Annotated in this window: 18 protein-coding genes and 1 tRNA gene; 5 read left to right on the plus strand and 14 right to left on the minus strand. The window is 75.8% G+C overall.

The genetic code is table 11. The features are described from left to right. Window positions 1–3 precede the first annotated feature (3 nt). A complete protein-coding gene (locus tag FS882_RS05460) occupies window positions 4–411 on the plus strand; it encodes a YkvA family protein (protein WP_158371698.1) in 408 nt (135 codons plus the stop codon). Between the two features lie 55 nt (window positions 412–466). Here the strand turns inward: FS882_RS05460 and FS882_RS05465 are convergent. The 14 genes from FS882_RS05465 to FS882_RS05530 form a co-directional block, all read right to left on the minus strand. Further along, window positions 467–540: transfer RNA gene (locus FS882_RS05465), tRNA-Pro, on the minus strand. A gap of 48 nt (window positions 541–588) precedes the next feature. Continuing rightward, window positions 589–1,872, minus strand: coding sequence for an MFS transporter (locus tag FS882_RS05470; protein ID WP_316043621.1), 1,284 nt, complete (start codon window positions 1,870–1,872; stop codon window positions 589–591). Continuing rightward, a complete protein-coding gene (locus tag FS882_RS05475) occupies window positions 1,869–2,528 on the minus strand; it encodes a GntR family transcriptional regulator (RefSeq protein ID WP_158371700.1) in 660 nt (219 codons plus the stop codon). The genes FS882_RS05470 and FS882_RS05475 overlap by 4 nt, the downstream gene beginning before the upstream one ends. 72 nt (window positions 2,529–2,600) lie before the next feature. Further along, window positions 2,601–3,719: a hypothetical protein gene (locus FS882_RS05480; RefSeq protein ID WP_158371702.1), complete on the minus strand. Its 1,119-nt coding sequence runs from the start codon at window positions 3,717–3,719 to the stop codon at window positions 2,601–2,603. Then, complete coding sequence (gene der, locus FS882_RS05485; RefSeq protein WP_158371704.1) at window positions 3,716–5,284, minus strand: ribosome biogenesis GTPase Der; 1,569 nt, start codon at window positions 5,282–5,284, stop codon at window positions 3,716–3,718. The genes FS882_RS05480 and der overlap by 4 nt, the downstream gene beginning before the upstream one ends. 84 nt (window positions 5,285–5,368) lie before the next feature. Beyond that, window positions 5,369–6,070 carry a lysophospholipid acyltransferase family protein gene (locus FS882_RS05490; RefSeq protein ID WP_262348084.1) on the minus strand — a complete coding sequence of 234 codons (702 nt, stop codon included), beginning with the start codon at window positions 6,068–6,070 and terminating at the stop codon, window positions 5,369–5,371. Continuing rightward, window positions 6,067–6,792 (minus strand): (d)CMP kinase, encoded by a 726-nt coding sequence (cmk, locus tag FS882_RS05495; protein WP_262348085.1) that lies wholly within the window; start codon window positions 6,790–6,792, stop codon window positions 6,067–6,069. Before cmk ends, FS882_RS05490 begins: the two co-directional genes overlap by 4 nt. Next, entirely contained in the window at window positions 6,789–7,916 is a 1,128-nt protein-coding gene (locus FS882_RS05500) for a prephenate dehydrogenase (protein WP_187365144.1), read from the minus strand. The genes cmk and FS882_RS05500 overlap by 4 nt, the downstream gene beginning before the upstream one ends. Continuing rightward, window positions 7,913–8,647 carry a pseudouridine synthase gene (locus tag FS882_RS05505; RefSeq protein ID WP_217615265.1) on the minus strand — a complete coding sequence of 245 codons (735 nt, stop codon included), beginning with the start codon at window positions 8,645–8,647 and terminating at the stop codon, window positions 7,913–7,915. Before FS882_RS05505 ends, FS882_RS05500 begins: the two co-directional genes overlap by 4 nt. A 608-nt stretch (window positions 8,648–9,255) precedes the next feature. After that, window positions 9,256–9,930, minus strand: coding sequence for an SMC-Scp complex subunit ScpB (scpB, locus tag FS882_RS05510; RefSeq protein ID WP_158371708.1), 675 nt, complete (start codon window positions 9,928–9,930; stop codon window positions 9,256–9,258). Continuing rightward, complete coding sequence (locus FS882_RS05515) at window positions 9,927–10,895, minus strand: segregation and condensation protein A (protein ID WP_158371709.1); 969 nt, start codon at window positions 10,893–10,895, stop codon at window positions 9,927–9,929. The genes scpB and FS882_RS05515 overlap by 4 nt, the downstream gene beginning before the upstream one ends. Then, window positions 10,879–11,745, minus strand: coding sequence for a ParA family protein (locus tag FS882_RS05520; RefSeq protein ID WP_158371711.1), 867 nt, complete (start codon window positions 11,743–11,745; stop codon window positions 10,879–10,881). Before FS882_RS05520 ends, FS882_RS05515 begins: the two co-directional genes overlap by 17 nt. Before the next feature lie 29 nt (window positions 11,746–11,774). Continuing rightward, on the minus strand, window positions 11,775–12,785 hold the full coding sequence (gene xerD / locus FS882_RS05525; RefSeq protein WP_158371712.1) for a site-specific tyrosine recombinase XerD: 1,011 nt from the start codon (window positions 12,783–12,785) through the stop codon (window positions 11,775–11,777). Window positions 12,786–12,816: 31 nt separating this feature from the next. Next, the gene (locus FS882_RS05530) at window positions 12,817–13,770 is read right to left on the minus strand and encodes a heme o synthase (RefSeq protein WP_158371714.1); all 954 of its coding nucleotides are present in this window, start codon (window positions 13,768–13,770) and stop codon (window positions 12,817–12,819) included. A 330-nt stretch (window positions 13,771–14,100) separates the two neighbouring features. On the opposite strand from FS882_RS05530, the gene tal reads away from it, so the two are divergent. The 4 genes from tal to pgl are packed head-to-tail and all read left to right on the plus strand — an operon-like array spanning window position 14,101 to window position 18,468. Next, entirely contained in the window at window positions 14,101–15,219 is a 1,119-nt protein-coding gene (gene tal / locus FS882_RS05535) for a transaldolase (RefSeq protein ID WP_158371716.1), read from the plus strand. Beyond that, window positions 15,216–16,757, plus strand: coding sequence for a glucose-6-phosphate dehydrogenase (zwf, locus tag FS882_RS05540; RefSeq protein WP_154729050.1), 1,542 nt, complete (start codon window positions 15,216–15,218; stop codon window positions 16,755–16,757). Before tal ends, zwf begins: the two co-directional genes overlap by 4 nt. Next, window positions 16,754–17,674, plus strand: coding sequence for a glucose-6-phosphate dehydrogenase assembly protein OpcA (locus FS882_RS05545; protein ID WP_158371718.1), 921 nt, complete (start codon window positions 16,754–16,756; stop codon window positions 17,672–17,674). Before zwf ends, FS882_RS05545 begins: the two co-directional genes overlap by 4 nt. Next, window positions 17,671–18,468 carry a 6-phosphogluconolactonase gene (gene pgl, locus FS882_RS05550; RefSeq protein ID WP_158371720.1) on the plus strand — a complete coding sequence of 266 codons (798 nt, stop codon included), beginning with the start codon at window positions 17,671–17,673 and terminating at the stop codon, window positions 18,466–18,468. Before FS882_RS05545 ends, pgl begins: the two co-directional genes overlap by 4 nt. Window positions 18,469–18,503 lie beyond the last annotated feature (35 nt).

The following is an 18,503-nucleotide window of genomic DNA, read 5'->3' on the forward strand; positions in this document are numbered from 1 at the left end:
GTCGTGCCGGACTGGGCCTGGGCGCTGGCCGGCGTCGTCGGGGGCGTCGTGCTGCTGTGGCTCGCCCTCGTCGCCGCGCTGTGGGCGACCCACCCCGACGAGCTGCGGCTGCGGGAGCTGCTCCGCCTGCTCCCCGACGTCGTGCGGCTGGTGCGCCGACTGGCGGCGGACCCGACGCTCCCGCGGGGGGTGCGGGTCCGGCTGTGGCTGCTGCTGGGCTACCTGGCGCTGCCGTTCGACCTGGTCCCCGACATGATCCCGGTGGTCGGCTGGGCCGACGACGCGATCGTCGTCGCGCGGGTGCTGCGGTCGGTGGTGCGACGCGCGGGCCCGGACGCGCTGGCGCGGCACTGGCCCGGCTCGCCGGAGGGGCTCGCGGCCGTCCGGCGGCTGGCGCGGCTGCCGGGATGACCTCCCCGGGGAACGACGAAGCCCTGGTGGGATCTCTCCCACCAGGGCTTCCACGTCGGGCTGACAGGATTTGAACCTGCGACCCCTTGACCCCCAGTCAAGTGCGCTACCAAGCTGCGCCACAGCCCGATGGTCCCCGCAGGGACCTCGGCGGCCCCCGCAGGAGCCTCGGAAACTCTACCGTATCCGGACGGTCCCGCCGTCCCCCGCCGGCAGATGGGCGCGCCACGCGGTGGCGACCACGACCAGGCAGACCGCCGCGACCCCGAGCCCGGCGAGGAACATCTCCGGGTACGCCCACCGGGTCGACAGCCAGGCGAGCACCGCCGGCACGAAGAACCCGAGGTACGCGGCCGAGTAGTACACCGCCGTCAGCCCCGCGAGGTCGTCGGGGGTGGCGATCCGCTGCACCTCGGACAACCCGGCGACCAGCGCCAGCCCGTAGCCCGCGCCGAGCACCGCCGCGGCGAGCAGCACGACGGGGAGCGCCAGCGTCGCCGCGGCCCACGCGGCCAGCGCCATCCCGACGACCAGGATCGCCAGCGCGACCACCGACGCCCGGGCGCTGTGCCGGGTGTCGATCAGCCGCGCCACCGACTGCACGCCGAACCCGACGGCCAGCGTGACGACCGTCAGCAGCGCGGAGAACGCGATCGGCACCCCGCCCGCGTGCTCCCGCATCAGCCCGGGCAGCACCGCGTACGCCGAGCCCACCGCGCCGAACACCCAGGGCGCCAGCGGCAGCACCACCCGGAGGAACCGGCGGTGGCCGACGGCCGGGACCCGCAGGTCGTCGCGCAGCCGGACGCGGTCCTCGGCGGGGCGCGCCGCGTGCGTCTCCGGGACCGCCAGCACGGCGAGCCCGGCGACGACGGTCACGGCCGCGTGCAGGAGGTACGGCGTGCCCGTCCGCCAGGGCCCCCACTGCGCCAGGGCGCCGGCCACGCCCGCGCCCAGCAGGAAGCCCAGGGTCAGCGCGAGCGACGCCCGGCGCGCGCCGGCCTGCGGCGACCCGGTGGCCGCGCACAGCTCCGCGACCCAGGTGGTGCCGACCGCCATCACGAGGCCGAGCGCGAGCCCGGACAGCACCCGCCCGGCCGCGAGGGCCGGCACCGACGCGGGGCCGAGGGCGAGCACGAGCGACCCGACGATGCCGAGCGGCACCGCGGGCAGCAGCAGGGGGCGCCGGCCGTACCGGTCGGACAGCGGCCCGCCGACCAGCAGCGCCGGGACGATGCCGAGCACGTAGGCCCCGAGCAGGACGTTCACGGTGACCGCCGACAGGTGGCTCACCTCGCGGTACATGACCAGCAGCGGGGTGAACTCGTTGCCGCCCCAGGCGACCGCGAACATCAGGGCGCCGACGCGCAGCCAGGCGCGCGGGTCCGGCGTCGCCGCCCGGGGCGTGGCGGCCGCCCGGCTGCCGGTCTCCGCCGCGGTCCCGGCCTCCGTCGCCGTCACCGCGCGCCGCCGTCCCGGTCGAGGTGCGCCCCGTGCAGGTGCCCGCGCAGCCGCTCGCGGAACGCCGCGGGGTCGCCGTCCTCGATCGCCGCCACCAGCGCCTCGTGCCCCTCGACGAACCCGGGGGCGCGCTCCCCCGCCGCGCCCACCGACAGCGCCACCATCCGGCGCTGCCGCTCGCGCAGGGTGACCGAGAACCCGGTGAGCAGGTCGTTCCCGCCGGCCGCGACGATCGCGAGGTGGAAGGCGGCGTCGTGCTCGGCGTAGGCCTCCAGGTCGCCCGCGGCGACGGCCTCCCGCTGCCGGTCGACCAGGGCGCGCAGCGCGGTGGCCAGCGCCTGCCTGGCGGGCACCGACCCCACGACGACGTCGACGGCGTGCGACTCGAGCAGCAGCCTCGCGTCGACGACCGCCTCGGCCTCCCCCGGCGCCACCGGGACGACCAGGGCGCCGCGCTTCGGGAACAGCCGCAGCCAGCCCTCGCTCGCGAGCCGGAGGAACGCCTCGCGGACCGGGGTGCGGCTCATCGCGAGCTCGGCCGCGACATCGCCCTCGCTGAGCATCTCCCCCGCGGGCAGCCGGCCGGACAGCAGCGCGTCCTTGACGTGCCGGTAGGCGGCCTCGGCGGCGGGTGGTGCGGGCGTGGAGGACTTCATGGGTACTACATGTATCTCAGATGCATCCCAGGTCCAAATCGCACCGGGGCCGGCCGCGCCCCGGCCCGCCGTTCAGTGCGCCGGCGCCGTCTCCTCCGCCGCGTCGCGGGCCACGTCGTCGTCCCCCGAGCGGCCGCGGAGCACGTCGAGCTCCGCCGCCACCACGCCCAGCAGCAGCAGGTCGACCACCAGTCCGGTGACCGCGCCCCACTGGTCGATCCGGAACAGGAAGATCTGGCTGAGCAGCAGGTTGACCAGCACGGCGCGCCGGAACCACTCGTAGCCCCGCCGACGGTCCTCGCCGACGAGCCGCAGCCCCACCGCCGAGCACGCGAGCGACGCGGCGCCGCTGGCGAGCAGCCCCACCATCGCCCACCACGGCAGGTCCGCCCCGGTCGACACGAGGACGACGCCGCGCACCACGGTGTACAGCGTGACGAGCGCGAGCACGCCCACCGTGAGGCGCGGCAGCCAGCGCACGCGCACGAGCCGGCGGGACGCGGTCACGACGGCGCGGGACACCGCGCTGATCGGGTCCGGCAGCTCGCGGGCGTCGTCCTCGACCACGTCGAGCAGCGCCCGCACCTCGGCGGCTCCCCGGACGTCGCCGGCGCCGGCCACGAGCTCGCGGGCCTGCCGCCGGGCACGCGGCGAGAACCCGCCCGCCAGGCCGGCCACCGCGAGGTCCGCGGCCGCGGCGAGCGTCTCGTGCGGGTCGCGCCGCCGGCCGTGGATCACCTCGCCGACCAGGACCAGCACGACCACGACGACGTAGATCAGCGACGCCGTCGGCTCGTAGAAGTAGTCGTTGTCCGACGTGACGAACTTGCCGATCTCGTCGATGAACAGCCCGAACCCGATGCCGCCGACCAGGGCGGCGAGCGGCCGAACGACCGGCCCGGCCCAGGACAGCACCGCGACGACCGCGACCGCCATCAGCAGCCCGCCCCACAGGACGTGCGCGATGTGCAGGCCGTCGCCGCCGAGCTGCGGGAACCCGGTCAGCGCGAGCAGCCCGCGGGTGACCAGGACCGTCAGCACGGTGACCGCCAGGAACCCGGCGACGTGCCGGGGTCCCGCGGGGTCGCGGGGCAGGCCGAGGACGAGCACCGGCGAGCGGCGCCGCACGTGGTGCCGATCCGCCTCGACCGCCCGGTCGCCGGCCCGCTCGACCTCCGCCCCGCGGGTCACCGCTTGCGCTTCTCCCGGACGCGGACCGAGATCGAGATCGGCGAGCCCTCGAACCCGAAGGTCTCGCGCAGCCGGCGCTCGATGAACCGGCGGTACCCGGCCTCCAGGAAGCCGGTCGCGAACACGACGAAACGCGGCGGGCGGGTCGACGCCTGCGTGGCGAACAGGATGCGCGGCTGCTTGCCGCCCCGCAGCGGGTGCGGGTGCGCCGCGACGAGCTCGCCGAGGAACGCGTTGAGCCTGCCGGTCGGGATCCGGGTGTCCCACGACTCGAGCGACCGGGTCAGCGCCGGGACGAGCCGGTCGGTGTGCCAGCCGGTGCGCGCGGAGATGTTCACCCGCGGCGCCCACTGGATCTGCACGAGCTCCTTCTCGATCTCGCGCTCGAGGTACGGGCGGCGGTCCTCGTCCATGAGGTCCCACTTGTTGTACGCGATGACCAGGGCGCGGCCGGCGTCGATGACCTGCTGGATGACGCGGGTGTCCTGCTCGGTGAGCGGCTGCGAGGCGTCGAGGAGCACGACGGCGACCTCGGCCTTCTCGATCGCGGCCTGCGTGCGCAGGGAGGCGTAGAAGTCGGCGCCGGAGGTCTGGTGCACGCGACGGCGGATGCCGGCGGTGTCCACGAACCACCACGGCACGCCCTTGAGCTCGACGAGCTCGTCGACCGGGTCGCGGGTGGTGCCGGCGGTGTCGTCGACGACCACGCGGTCGGTGCCCAGCACCTTGTTCAGCAGCGACGACTTGCCCACGTTCGGGCGGCCGACCAGCGCGACGCGGCGCGGGCCGCCGGGACGGGCCGTGGCGTGCTGCGAGACGGTCGGCAGCGCGGCCATCGCCGCGTCCAGCAGGTCGCCGGTGCCGCGACCGTGCAGGGCCGAGACGGGGTGCGGCTCGCCCAGGCCGAGGCTCCACAGCTCGGCGGCGTCGGCCTCGACCCGCGGGCCGTCGACCTTGTTGGCGCACAGCACGACCGGCTTGCCGGACTTCCGGAGCAGGCGCACGACGCGCTCGTCGGTGGCCGTCGGGCCGACCGTGGCGTCCACGACGAACAGCACGGCGTCGGCCAGCGAGATCGCGACCTCGGCCTGCTCGGCCACGCGCGCCTCGATGCCGGCGACGTCGACCTCCCAGCCGCCGGTGTCGACCAGCGTGAACCGGCGGCCGGCCCACTCGGCGGGGTACGACACGCGGTCGCGGGTCACGCCCGGCTTGTCCTCGACGACCGCCTCGCGGCGGCCGAGGATGCGGTTGACCAGCGTCGACTTGCCGACGTTCGGGCGGCCGACGACGGCGAGCACGGGCAGCGCCTGGTTCGAGCCGTCCTCGTCGAGGTCGTCCACGTCGCCGGACAGCAGCGCGACGTCCTCGTCCTCGAGCTCGTAGTCGTCGAGGCCGGCCCGCAGGGCGCGCTCGCGCGCCTCGTCGTCCTCCGCCTCCGCGGTCACGTCGGTGCCGTCGAACGGCTCGGCCTCGGCGGGGCCGCCCCCGAGGTCGTCGGACTCCGCGGCGGACCCGTCGAGGTCCTCGGAGGTGGTCGGCTGGGCCGGCTCGCTGTCACGCATGGGCACCATTCTCCCTGACCGAGCGGCCGGGGACGAACCGCGCCCCGGCCGGGGTCGCCCGGCGGCCCGGCGCCGGCGCGCGCGTCAGTCGGTCGGCAGCGCCGCGCCCGTGCGCGCCGCGGCGTCCCGCACCAGCGCGGACAGCGCCGCCCGCACGCTCTCCGTGCCCGCCCCGATCGCCTCGCGGCGCGACTGCCCCGCGGCGGGTGACAGGTCCAGGGGGGCGCCCAGCTCGACGTGTAGCCGCCGCCGGGGCCCCGGGATGTGGCCGACCGACTCGCCCGTGCGCCGCGTGCCCAGGATCGCGACCGGGACGACCGGCGCGCCGCCGTGCACCGCGAGCCACGCGACCCCCGCCCGCGCGGACGCCGCGTCCCCGCGCCCGCGGTTGCCCTCCGGGAACACGCCGACCGCGTCGCCGCGCTGCAGCACCGCGAGGGCGGCGACCAGCGCGGCGCGCCCGCCGGACCGGTCGACCGGGATCTGCTGCGCGGCCCGCAGCACGGCGCCCAGCGGGCCGCGGAACATCTCGTGCTTGACCAGGATGTGCACGGGGCGCGGCGTGACGCCCTGCAGCAGCGGTCCGTCGATGACGCTGGTGTGGTTGGCGGCGAACACCACCGGCCCCGACGCCGGCACGTGCTCCGCGCCGACGACCCGCGCGTCCCAGACGCCGTGCGCGAGGAACGTGCCGATGCCGCGCGCCCACCCGGGCACCGGCCGGGAGGCGGGCACCGCGGCCGCCGCACGGGACGCCGACGCCGCCACGTCCGCGCCGCCGGTCACGCGTGCAGGTCCGCGGTGCGCGCCACCACGTCGAGCACCGCCTGGACGGTCTGATCCAGGTCGAGCTCCGAGGAGTCGACCGTGACCACGCCGTCGGCCGCGACGAGGAACTGCGACACCGTCGAGTCGTCCGCGTCCCGGCGCACCACCTGGTCCCGGGTCGCCTCGACCGCGTCGGCGTCGTCGGACCCGTGCACCTCGCGGGCGCGCCGGGCCAGCCGGGCCTCCTCGCTGGCGGTGAGCAGCAGCCGCACGTCGGCGTCGGGGGCGATCACGGTGGTGATGTCCCGGCCCTCGGCCACGATGCCGCGCCCCTGCGAGAAGGCCGACGACGCCGCCTGCGCCGCGATCTCCGCGCGCTGCCGGCGGCCGAGCTCGGCCCGCACCTCCAGGTTGGTGGCCACGGCGCTCACCGCCGCGGAGATCGCCGTCTCGCGGATCGCCTCGCCGACGTCGTGCCCGTCGACGTGCACGCCGGGCTCGCGCGGGTCGACGCCCATGACCAGCGGCATCTCGCGGACCAGCTGCGCCACGGCGTCGGCGTCCGCGAGCGGGACCCCGCGGTGCAGTGCCCACCAGGTCGCGGCGCGGTACATCGCGCCCGTGTCCAGGTAGGCCAGGCCGAGCCGCTCGGCGACCCGCCGGGACACCGTGGACTTGCCCGAGCCGGACGGCCCGTCGATCGCCACCACCACGGGTCGGCGCACCTCGTGCGTCGTCACCGGACCAACCTCCAACCGCGGGCCGTCAGCTCCGCCTCCAGGTGCGCCGAGCGCGCGGGGTCGACCGACACCGCCGCCATGCCGACGGGCCGTCCCGCCGCGTGCTCGAGCCGCAGATCCTCCAGGTTCACGCCGGCCGCGCCGACGTCGGCGAGCAGCCGTGCGAGCTCGCCCGGCCGGTCCGGCACCAGCGCCGTCACGACCGCGTACGTGCGCGGCGCGCCGCCGTGCTTGCCGGGCACCAGCGCCACGCCGGCGTTGCCGTCGGCGATCAGCCGCGCCACCCGGGCCAGGGCGCCGAGCTCGACGTCCTCCGGCCCGCTGGCCCGGGCCGCGCTGTCCAGCGCCCCGAGCACCTCGTCCAGGTCGTCGCGCAACCCGGCCAGGACCGCGCGCACGGCGCCGGCGTTGGCCGCGAGGATCGACGTCCACAGCGCCGGGTCGGACGAGGCGATCCGGGTGACGTCGCGCAGCCCCTGGCCCGCGAGCCCGAGCGCGTCCGGGTCGGCCCCGCGCAGCCGCGCCGCCACCAGGCTGGCGGCGACCTGCGGCACGTGCGACACCACGGCCACCGCGGCGTCGTGCTCGGCGGCGTCCATGGTCACCGGCAGGCTGCCGAGGTCCGTCGCCAGCGCCCGGACCGCGAGCAGCGCGTCCGGCCGGGACTCCCCCGAGCCGACGACGACCCACGGCCGCCCGACGAACAGGTCCGGCACCGCGGCGGCGGGGCCGGAGCGCTCCCGCCCGGCCATCGGGTGCGACCCGACGTACCGGGTCAGGTCCGCGCCGGCGGCCCGCAGCTCGTTCAGCACGTAACCCTTGACGCTCGCCACGTCCGTGACGACCGCCCCGGGGTGCGCGGCGAGCTCGGCCCGCACCACGTCCGCCGTCACGTCCGGCGGCGCGGCGACCACGACGAGCGCGGGCTCCGGGTCGCCCTCCGCCGCCGGCCGCCCCGCGCCCACGTCGCGGGCCAGCGCCAGCGCCGTGCGGGACGGGTCGTGCAGCGTCACCTCGACGCCGCGCGCGGTCAGCGCCAGGCCCACCGAGGCGCCCAGCAGCCCGGTGCCGACCACGCGGACGGGGCCGCGGGTCACCACCGCGGCCGTGCCGTTCGTGCTCACATGCCCACCGACGTCATCAGCGAGCCGACCTCCGCCTTCCCGAGCACGCGGGTGCGCCCCGGGCGCAGGTCGCCGAGCTTGATCGGGCCGATCTGGGTGCGCAGCAGGCGGGTCACCGGGTGGCCCACCTCCTCCAGCAGCCGGCGGACGACGCGGTTGCGGCCCTCGTGGATCACGATCTCGACCATGCTCGCCTGCGGCGTGGCGTCCACGACGCGGAACGCGTCGACCGCCACGACGCCGTCCTCGAGCTCGACGCCCTTCTTCAGCCGCGCGCCGACACCGGCCGGGACCCGGCCCTCGACGGTCGCCAGGTACGTCTTGGACACGCCGTGCGACGGGTGCGACAGCCGGTTGGCGAGCTCCCCGTCGTTGGTGAGCAGGATCAGGCCCTCCGAGTCGGCGTCCAGCCGGCCGACGTGGAACAGGCGCTCCTCGCGGTTCTGGACGAACTGCTCGAGCGACGGGCGACCCTCGGGGTCGTGCATGGTCGACACGACGCCCAGCGGCTTGTTCAGCGCCAGCGTGATGACGTCCTTGTCGAGCTGCAGCCGCAGGCCGTCGACGTGGATGACCGCGGTGCGCGGGTCGACGCGGACGCCGAGCTCCAGCACGACCTGCTCGTCGACCGTCACGCGGCCGGCCGCGATCAGCTCCTCGCACGCGCGGCGCGAGCCGAGACCGGCCTGCGCGAGCACCTTCTGCAGGCGCACGCCCTCGGGGTCGTGCACGTCGATGTCCGTCGGGCGCGGACCGCGCGGGGGCGTCCGGCGCTGCTGCGGCGGGCGGGACGGCCAGGCCGAGCCCGGACGGCCGGTGTCGGCACCGCGGGGGGCGCCGGTACGGGGGCCGCCGGTGCCGGAGCGCGCGGCGCCCGGACGGGACGCACCCGCGACGCGACCGGACGAGGCGCCGCCGGGGCGACCGGACGACGACGCGCCCGGGCGACCGGCGCCGGGGCGCCCGGAGCCGCCGCCGTAGCCGCCACCCGAGGACGGACGACCCGCGCCGCCGGCGTAGCCGCCACCCGACGAGGGTCGACCCGCGCCGCCGCCGTAGCCGCCACCCGACGACGGACGACCCGCGCCGCCGCCGTAGCCGCCACCCGAGGACGGATGGCCGGAGCCGCCGCCCTGGCCGCCCGAGCCGGACCGCCCGCCGCCGTACCCGGCGCCGCCACCAGGGCGACCACCGCCCTGGCCCGCGCCGCCGCCCGAGCGGCCCGCGCCACCCGCGCCGCCGCGTCCGGCACCCCCGGACCGACCGCCGGAGCCACCGGCCCCGCGGGCACCGCCGCCCGCGCCACCGCGGCCGCGACCGCCCTGTCCTGCTGCACTCATCACACGTCTCCTGTCGTCACTGCGGCCCCGTCCAGCCCGTCGAACGCGTCGATGTCGGGCAGGTACGGGGCGAGCGGGGGCAGCTCGTCGAGGCTCGTGAGGCCCATCCGCTCGAGGAAGTATCCCGTGGTCCGGTACAGCAGCGCACCCGAGCCCGGGTCGGTGCCCGCCTCGGCGACCAGCCCGCGGGCCGTCAGCGTCCGCACCACGCCGTCCACGTTGACCCCGCGCACCCCCGAGACCTGCCCGCGGGTGACCGGCTGCCGGTAGGCGATCACGGCCAGGGTCTCCAGCGCGGCCTGGGTCAGCCGGGCGGTCTGCCCGTCCAGCACGAACTGGCCGACCACCTGGTGGAACGCCGGCGCCGAGTAGATCCGCCAGCCCTCGCCGGCCTGGCGCAGCTCGAAGCCGCGGGGGCGGCCGCCGTGCTCGCCGCGGTACTCCTCGGCGAGGGTGCGGAGCAGGTCGACGACCTCGCCGGTCGGCAGGCCGAGCACGGTGGCGAGGCGCACAGCCGGGATCGGCTCGTCGGCGACCATGAGCACCGCCTCCAGCGCCGCGAGGGCGCCGCCGGGCAGGTCGTGCACGTCGGGCGCGGGCGCCTGGGGCTCCGGGGGCAGCTCGCCCTCGCCCAGCCCGTCCGCCGGCACCGCCGCGGTCACGTCGTCCGTCATGCGTCCTCCCCCACCCGGTCCGACCCCTCGGTCGCCGCAGCCGTCGCCGGCACGTCGCCCTCCACGTCGAGCACCCCGTCGTCCGCCTCGTCGAAGTCCGACGCCACGGCCACGTCGCCGTCCTCGGCCCCGGTCCACCGCACGGTCAGCTCGCCCAGCGGCGTCACCTGGTCGAACGCCACGGCGCCCTCCCGGAACAGCTCCAGCAGCGCGAGGAACCGCGCCACCACGAGCAGGGTCGTGTCGGCGTCGGCGGTCAGCGCCCGGAACGACGCGGCCCCGCCGTGCCGCAGCCGGTCGGCGAGCACCGCGGCCTGCTCCCGGACGCTGACCGCCGGCGCGTGCAGGTGGCTGATGTCCACGCCGGGCGGCGGGGGTGGCGGCGCGAGCGCCTTCGCGGCCAGCGCGGCGAGCTCCTCCGGCCCGATCTGCCAGATCAGCTCCGGCAGCATCGCGGCCAGGTGCGGTTCCAGCTGCACCGTCCGCGGCAGCCGCCGCCCCTGCTCCGTGAGCCGGGTGCCGATGTCCGCGGCCACCACCTTGTACGCCCGGTACTGCAGGAGCCGGGCGAACAGCAGGTCCCGCGCCTCCAGCAGCTCCAGGTCCTCCGCGTCCTCGACCTCGCCCGCGGGCAGCAGCCGCGCGGCCTTGAGATCCAGCAGCGTGGCCGCGACCAGCAGGAACTCCGACGCCTGCCCGAGGTCCCACGGGCGTCCACCCTCGGCCTCGGCCCGCTCGGCCGCCCGGATGTACGCGATGAACTCGTCCGTGACCGCGGCGAGGGCGACCTCGGTGATGTCGAGCTTGTGCTTGGAGATCAGCCCCAGCAGCAGGTCGAACGGCCCGGAGAAGTTCTCCAGGTGCACCTCGAAGGCGCCGGACCCGGGCCGCGGCGCGTCGTCGGGGGCACCGGGGACGGCGGCAGCGGCCTCGGCGGTCGGCGCCGTCTCAGGCGGCGTCGCCACGCGCGACGAGCTCCCGCGCGAGCTGCCGGTACGCGTGCGCCCCGGCGTGCGTCGGCGCGTACGTCGTGATCGGCTCCGCCGCGACCGACGCGTCCGGGAACTTCACCGTGCGGCCGATGACGGTGTGCAGCAGCGTGTCGCCGAACGCCTCGTACACCCGGGCGACGACCTCGCGGGCGTGCAGGGTGCGCGGGTCGTACATCGTGGCGAGGATGCCGTCGACCTCGAGTCGCGGGTTCAGCCGGTCGCGGACCTTCTCGATCGTCTCGACCAGCAGCGCGACGCCGCGCAGCGCGAAGAACTCGCACTCCAGCGGGATCAGCACGCCGTGCGCCGCGGTGAGCGCGTTGACGGTGAGCAGGCCGAGAGACGGCTGGCAGTCGACCAGCACCACGTCGTAGTCGTCCAGCACGGGCCGCAGCACGCGGGACAGGATCGACTCGCGGGCGACCTCGCTGACCAGCTGCACCTCGGCGGCCGACAGGTCGATGTTCGCCGGCAGCAGGTCCAGCCCGGGGATCTCCGTCGGGCGGATCAGGTCCTGGACGCGGGCGTGCCGGTCGACCAGCAGGTCGTAGACCGTGCGGTCGAGCTCGTGCGGGTTGGCGCCCAGGCCGACCGACGCCGCGCCCTGCGGGTCGAAGTCGACGATGAGCACGCGGCGGCCGTACTCGGCCAGCGCCGCGGCGAGGTTGATCGTGGTGGTCGTCTTGCCGACGCCGCCCTTCTGGTTGCACATCGCGATGACGCGGGCGGGACCGTGGGCGGCGAGCGGCGCGGGGACGGGGAAGTCGGGCAGGGGCCTGCCCACCGGGTCGGTTGCGATCTCGGTCGTCTCCTCGCGTGCCACCCGCACAACCTACCGGAGCACCCGGCCGGTCAGCCGTCTCCCGCGCCGGTGCGCGCGGCGCCCGCGGCGACCCGTGCGGCGCTGTCCCGCCTGGCGCGCGGGTGGCTGGTCGCGTACACCTCGCGCAGCGTGTCCGGCGTCACCTTCGTGTAGATCTGCGTGGTGGTCACCGAGGCGTGGCCCAGCAGCTCCTGGACCACCCGGACGTCGGCGCCGCCGGCCAGCAGGTGCGTCGCGAACGAGTGCCGCAGGGTGTGGGGGGACACGTGGTCGGCGCGCGGCAGCCCGGCGCGCTCGGCGGCCGTGCGCAGCACCGCCCAGGCGCTCTGCCGCGACAGCCGCGCCCCGCGGGTGTTGAGGAACACCGCTGCTCCCCCGCGCCCGGCGGCGGCCAGCGCGGGCCGGGCCCGCACCAGGTACGCCTCCAGCGCCTCGACGGCGTACGCGCCCACCGGGACGACCCGCTCCTTGCTGCCCTTGCCGAACAGCCGGACCGCCGCGCGGCCCTCGGTGAGGTCCAGGTCGTCGACGTCGAGCCCCACGGCCTCCGAGATGCGCGCGCCGGTCGAGTACACGAGCTCCAGCAGCGCCCGGTCCCGCAGCGGCACCGGCCCGTCGCCCAGGGACGCGGCCTCCAGCAGCCGCAGCACCTCGTCGGTGCCGATGGCCTTGGGCAGCACCTGCGCCTGCTTGGGCGGCCGCACCGCGCGCGCGGGGTCGGCGGCGGTCAGCCCCTCCAGGACCGAGAACCGGTGCCAGCCCCGCACGGCCACCACGGCGCGCTTCGCGGACGACGCCGACAGCACGGCCCGGCCGTCGGAGCCGGTCCGCACGGCGGTGAGGAAGTCCTCGACGTCGGACTCCGCCACCTCCGCGACGGACGCGCGGCCCGCGGCGGCGAGGTGGTCGACGTACCGGGTGAGGTCGCGCCGGTACGCGGCCAGCGTGTTCGCCGACAGCCCGCGCTCGACGGTGAGGTGCGCGAGGTAGCCGTCCAGGGCGGCGCGGAGCGCGGGGGCGGACGGCTGCTCGTCCGTCATGCCGGTGCCTCCCCGCGGTCCCTCCGGTGGGTCAGAGCGGGAGGAACACGTCGACCGCCACCGCGACCGACAGCAGCGACAGGTACGTGATCGACCCGTGGAACACCGACATCGCGCGGAGCTTGCCGCGACTCGGGTCCTGGGCGCGACGGTACAGCGCGATGTTCGACCAGAGGAACCACACGCCGAGGACGGTCGCGACGACCGCGTACACCCAGGTCATCCCGGCGACCGGGACCAGCAGCAGCGAGCAGGCGATCATCGCGACGGTGTACGCGATCATCTCCTTCGCGACCTTCGACTCGGCGGCGACGACCGGCAGCATCGGCACACCGGCGGCCGCGTAGTCCTTGCGGAACTTCATCGACAGCGGCCAGTAGTGCGGCGGCGTCCAGAAGAAGATCACGCCGAACAGCAGCACCGCGGCCCAGGACAGCCCGCCGGTCACCGACGACCAGCCGATCAGCACCGGCATGCAGCCGGCGGCGCCGCCCCAGACGATGTTCTGCGGCGTGCGCCGCTTGAGGATCATCGTGTAGCCGACGACGTAGATGAGGATCGCGCCGCCGGTGAGCAGCGCGGACGGCACGTTGACCAGCAGCGCGAGCCACAGCAGCGAGCCGACGCCCAGGGCCAGGCCGAACAGCAGCGCGGCGCGCGGGGTGATCTCCCCCGTGACCAGCGGACGACGCTTGGTGCGGTTCATCACCTGGTCGATGTCGCGGTCGATGTAGCAGTTGAGCACGTTCGCCGCGCCGGCCGCGGCGGCCCCGCCGACCAGCGTCGCCAGCACGAGCCCGATGGGCGGGAACCCGCCCTGCGCCAGGATCATCGTCGGCAGCGTGGTGACGAGCAGCAGCTCGATGACCCGCGGCTTCGTGAGGGCCACGTAGGCGGCCACGCGGCGCCGCAGCGCGCTCCGGCCGTCCTGGGCCTGCGCGCCGGGGGCCCGCGACGAGGCCCCGGCGGGAGCGGCTGGGCTCATCGTGCGCACGCTCCGGTCCTCCGCCCGTCGCTGGACCGCGCCGGCCGACGGCCCCGCGGATGATCCCGACCATCGTACGGCCCTCCCGGCAGCAGATGCGGCCGTGAACCGCCTGGGACCAGGGTCCCGGTCGTGTGACGTCCGTCGCCCCGGGCCCCCACGGCGGTGGACCGGACGGCGGACCCCCGCCCGGCGGGTCTAGGCTCGAAACGCACGCCCGGCCCCGGGGGAATCAGGACCGGGCGTGAGCGGCGCCCGGCCTGGTCAGGACGGGCCCGACCGTCGACGCCCCGGCCCGGAGTCCGGGGCGAGAAGTGAGGTGGCACGACGATGACAGAGGGCATCACGCCGCTCGACCGGGTGGCCGACGCGGGCGTCGCGGTCTGGCTGGACGACCTGTCCCGGGAGCGGCTGCGCACCGGGAACCTGAAGGACCTCGTGGCCGAGCGCCGCGTCGTCGGGGTCACGACCAACCCGACGATCTTCGCGAGCGCGCTGGCCAAGGGCGAGTCCTACGACGAGCAGCTGAAGCAGCTGCGGGCGCAGGGCACCGACGTGGACGGCGCCGTCTTCGCGATCACGACCGACGACGTGCGCGAGGCGGCCGACGTGCTGCGCCCCGTCTACGACGCCACCGACGGCGTGGACGGCCGCGTGTCGATCGAGGTCGACCCGCGCCTCGCGCACGACGCCCAGGCGACCGTCGACTCGGCCCGCGCGCTGTGGTCGACCGTCGACCGGCCGAACCTGTTCATCAAGATCCCCGCGACGCTCGACGGGCTGAGGGCGATCACCGAGGTGCTCGCCGACGGCATCAGCGTCAACGTGACGCTGATCTTCTCCCTGGAGCGGTACCGCGCCGTGCTCGACGCGTTCCTCGAGGGCCTGGAGCGGGCGAAGGCCAACGGGCACGACCTCGCGCCGATCGCCTCCGTCGCGTCGTTCTTCGTGTCCCGCGTGGACGCGGCGATCGACCCCCGCCTCGACGAGATCGGCTCCCCCGAGGCCGCCGACCTCCGCGGGAAGGCCGCCATCGCGAACGCCCGCCTCGCCTACGGCGTGTACGAGGAGGTCGTCGCCGGCGAGCGCTGGCAGGCCCTCGCCGCGGCCGGCGCGAAGCCGCAGCGGCCGCTGTGGGCGTCCACGGGCGTCAAGGACAAGGCGTACCCCGACACCCGGTACGTCGACGAGCTCGTCGTCGCCGGCGTCGTCAACACCATGCCCGAGGCCACGCTCCAGGCCGTGTTCGACCACGGCGACTTCCGGGGCGACACCGTCACCGGCACCCAGGCCGAGGCGCACGACGTCATCGACCGGCTCGCCGGCCTCGGCATCGCGATCGACGAGGTCACCGACCAGCTCGAGCGCGAGGGCGTCGACAAGTTCGAGAAGTCCTGGGCCGAGCTGCTCGACACCGTCCGCGGCGGCCTGGAGCAGGTGGCCGAGTGAGGCCCGCGAAGGTCACCGCGGAGCACAACCCGCTCCGCGACCCGCGCGACCGCCGGCTCCCCCGGATCGCCGGGCCCTCGGGCCTGGTGATCTTCGGGGTGACCGGCGACCTCGCCCGCAAGAAGCTCATGCCCGCGGTGTACGACCTCACCAACCGGGGCCTGCTCCCGCCCGGCTTCGCGCTCACCGGGTTCGCCCGGCGCGACTGGGAGGACCAGGACTTCGCGCAGATCGTGCACGACTCGGTCAAGGAGCACGCGCGCACCCCGTTCCGCGAGTCCACCTGGCGCCAGCTGTCCGAGGGGATCCGGTTCGTCCAGGGCACCTTCGACGACGACGACGCGTTCGACCGGCTGCGCAAGACGGTCGAGGACCTCGACGTCACCCGCGGCACGGGTGGCAACCACGCGTTCTACCTCTCGGTCCCGCCGAGCGCGTTCCCCGTGGTCTGCAAGCAGCTCGCCCGCTCCGGCCTGTCGGAGTCGGTCGAGGACGCCTGGCGCCGCGTCGTCATCGAGAAGCCGTTCGGCCACGACCTGCAGTCGGCGCGTGAGCTGAACGACGTCGTGTCCTCGGTGTTCCACCCGGACGACGTGTTCCGCATCGACCACTACCTGGGCAAGGAGACGGTGCAGAACCTGCTGGCGCTGCGCTTCGCCAACCAGCTGTTCGAGCCGATCTGGAACGCCAACTACGTCGACCACGTGCAGATCACGATGGCCGAGGACATCGGCGTCGGCGGCCGCGCCGGGTACTACGACGGCATCGGCGCCGCGCGCGACGTCATCCAGAACCACCTGCTGCAGCTCCTGGCCCTCACCGCCATGGAGGAGCCGGTCACGTTCGACGCGCACGACCTGACCGCCGAGAAGATCAAGGTCCTCTCCGCCGTCCGCGTGCCCAAGGACATCGGCAAGCACACCGCCCGCGGGCAGTACGCCGAGGGCTGGCAGGGCGGCGAGAAGGTCGTCGGCTACCTGGACGAGGGCGGCTTCGACCCGAACTCCACCACCGAGACCTTCGCCGCCATCCGCGTCGACGTGGACACCCGCCGCTGGGCCGGCGTCCCGTTCTACCTGCGCACCGGCAAGCGACTCGGCCGCCGCGTCACCGAGATCGCCGTCGTGTTCAAGAAGGCGCCGCACCTGCCCTTCGAGTCCACGGCGACCGAGGAGCTCGGCAAGAACGCGCTGGTCATCCGCGTGCAGCCCGACGAGGGCGTGACCCTGCGGTTCGGCGCCAAGGTGCCGGGCACCGCGATGGAGGTCCGCGACGTCACGATGGACTTCGGCTACGGCCACGCGTTCACCGAGTCGTCTCCCGAGGCCTACGAGCGCCTCATCCTCGACGTCCTGCTGGGCGACCCGCCGCTGTTCCCGCGGCACGAGGAGGTCGAGCTCTCCTGGAAGATCCTCGACCCCATCACCCAGTACTGGGCGAGCAAGGGCAAGCCGGAGCCGTACCGCGCCGGCACCTGGGGGCCGGAGTCGGCCGACCGCATGATGGAGCGCGACGGACGGACCTGGAGGCGACCGTGATCATCGACCTGCCCAAGACGACCACCCGCGACATCAACAAGCGGCTGGTGCAGGAGCGCGAGGAGGGCGGCGCCGTCGCCCTCGGGCGCGTGCTGACGCTCCTCATCGACGTCGGCGCGAACGACCCCGAGGCCGCCATCGCGGCCGCCAACGACGCGAGCCGCGAGCACCCCTGCCGCGTCATCGTGCTCACCGAGTCCGGCCCCGAGGGCGACGACTCCGAGCTCGACGCGCAGATCCGGCTCGGCGGCGACGCCGGCGCCTCCGAGGTCGTCCTGCTGCACCCGTCCGCCGCGCAGGCCCGGCACCTGGACACCCTCGTGCTCCCCCTGCTGCTGCCCGACGCGCCGATCGTCGCCTGGTGGCCCTACCAGGTGCCCGACGACCCGGCCCAGCACCCGCTCGGCCAGCTCGCCCGGCGCCGGATCACCGACTCCACCGAGTGCACCGACCCGTCCGACGCGCTGCACCGGCTGGCCGGCGGCTACACCGAGGGCGACACCGACCTCGCGTGGACCCGCACCACCCTGTGGCGCGGGCTCATCGCGGCGACGCTGGACCAGCCGCCGTTCGAGCCCGTCACCCGCGCGGTCGTGGCCGGCGAGAGCACCCACCCCTCCGTCGACCTCATGGCGGCGTGGCTGGGCTGGGCGCTGAACTGCCCGGTCGACATCGAGCGCCAGGCGGACGCCCCGGCCATCACCCAGGTGCGGCTCGAGCGGAGGTCCGGCCCGATCGTGCTCGACCGGCCCGACGGCAAGACCGCCGCGCTGCGCCAGCCCGACCAGCCCGAGCACCGGATCGCCCTGCCGATCCGCCAGCTCCGGGAGTGCCTCGCCGAGGAGCTCCGCCGGCTCGACGCCGACGAGGTCTACGGCGAGGTGCTGCGCAAGGGCCTGGCGAAGGTGGGCGCATGACGGCCGCCGCGGGGACGGGCGCCCCGCGCACGGTGCTCGTGCACCCGGACGCGGACACCCTGGCCGAGGCGACCGCCGCACGGCTCATCACGCGGCTCGTCGACCTGCAGTCGGCCGCCGCACCCGTGCACGTCGTGCTCACCGGCGGCACCGTCGGGATCAAGACGCTCGCCGCGGTGGCCGCCTCGCCGGCCCGCGCGGCCGTCGACTGGTCCGGCGTGCACCTGTGGTGGGGCGACGAGCGGTTCCTCGCGGACGGCGACGCCGACCGGAACGAGACCCAGGCGCGCTCCGCGCTGATCGACGGGCTCGGCGACGCCCTCCCGGCGGCGAACGTGCACCCGATGCGACCGCTCGACGCGGGAGCCGGCATCGCGACCCCGGAGGACTCGGCCGCGGCCTACGCCGCCGAGCTCGCGGCGTTCGCGCCCGAGGGCGCCGACGTGCCGACGTTCGACGTGCTCATGCTCGGCATGGGGCCCGACGGCCACGTGGCGTCGCTGTTCCCGGGGCACGAGGGCGTGGACGTCACCGGCGTCCCGACGGTCGGCGTCCACGGCTCCCCGAAGCCGCCGCCGGAGCGCGTCTCGCTGACGTTCGAGTCCATCCGCGCGGCTCGCGAGGTGTGGGTCGTGGCGGCGGGCGCCGAGAAGGCGGCGGCCGTGGCGTCGGCGCTGTCCGACGCCCCGGTGGCGACGACCCCGGCCGCGGGCGCCCGCGGCACGGAGGCGACGCTGTGGCTGGTCGACGCGGCCGCGGTCGCCGAGGTCGGCGCGACGCAGGGCGCCGCGTAGCCGCCCCACTCCCCCGCACGGGCGAGGGCCCCGCA

This window comes from Cellulosimicrobium cellulans, from assembly GCF_007679345.1.
GTDB classification, from domain to species: Bacteria; Actinomycetota; Actinomycetes; order Actinomycetales; family Cellulomonadaceae; genus Cellulomonas; species Cellulomonas cellulans_A.

Bases quoted from the DNA above. Each gene is read 5' to 3' on its own strand.
- pgl (WP_158371720.1), top strand. From the start codon at position 17,671: ATGACGGCCGCCGCGGGGACGGGCGCCCCGCGCACGGTGCTCGTGCAC.
- FS882_RS05475 (WP_158371700.1), bottom strand. From the start codon at position 2,528: ATGAAGTCCTCCACGCCCGCACCACCCGCCGCCGAGGCCGCCTACCGG.
- tal (WP_158371716.1), top strand. From the start codon at position 14,101: ATGACAGAGGGCATCACGCCGCTCGACCGGGTGGCCGACGCGGGCGTC.
- FS882_RS05530 (WP_158371714.1), bottom strand. From the start codon at position 13,770: ATGAGCCCAGCCGCTCCCGCCGGGGCCTCGTCGCGGGCCCCCGGCGCG.
- xerD (WP_158371712.1), bottom strand. From the start codon at position 12,785: ATGACGGACGAGCAGCCGTCCGCCCCCGCGCTCCGCGCCGCCCTGGAC.
- der (WP_158371704.1), bottom strand. From the start codon at position 5,284: ATGCGTGACAGCGAGCCGGCCCAGCCGACCACCTCCGAGGACCTCGAC.
- scpB (WP_158371708.1), bottom strand. From the start codon at position 9,930: ATGACGGACGACGTGACCGCGGCGGTGCCGGCGGACGGGCTGGGCGAG.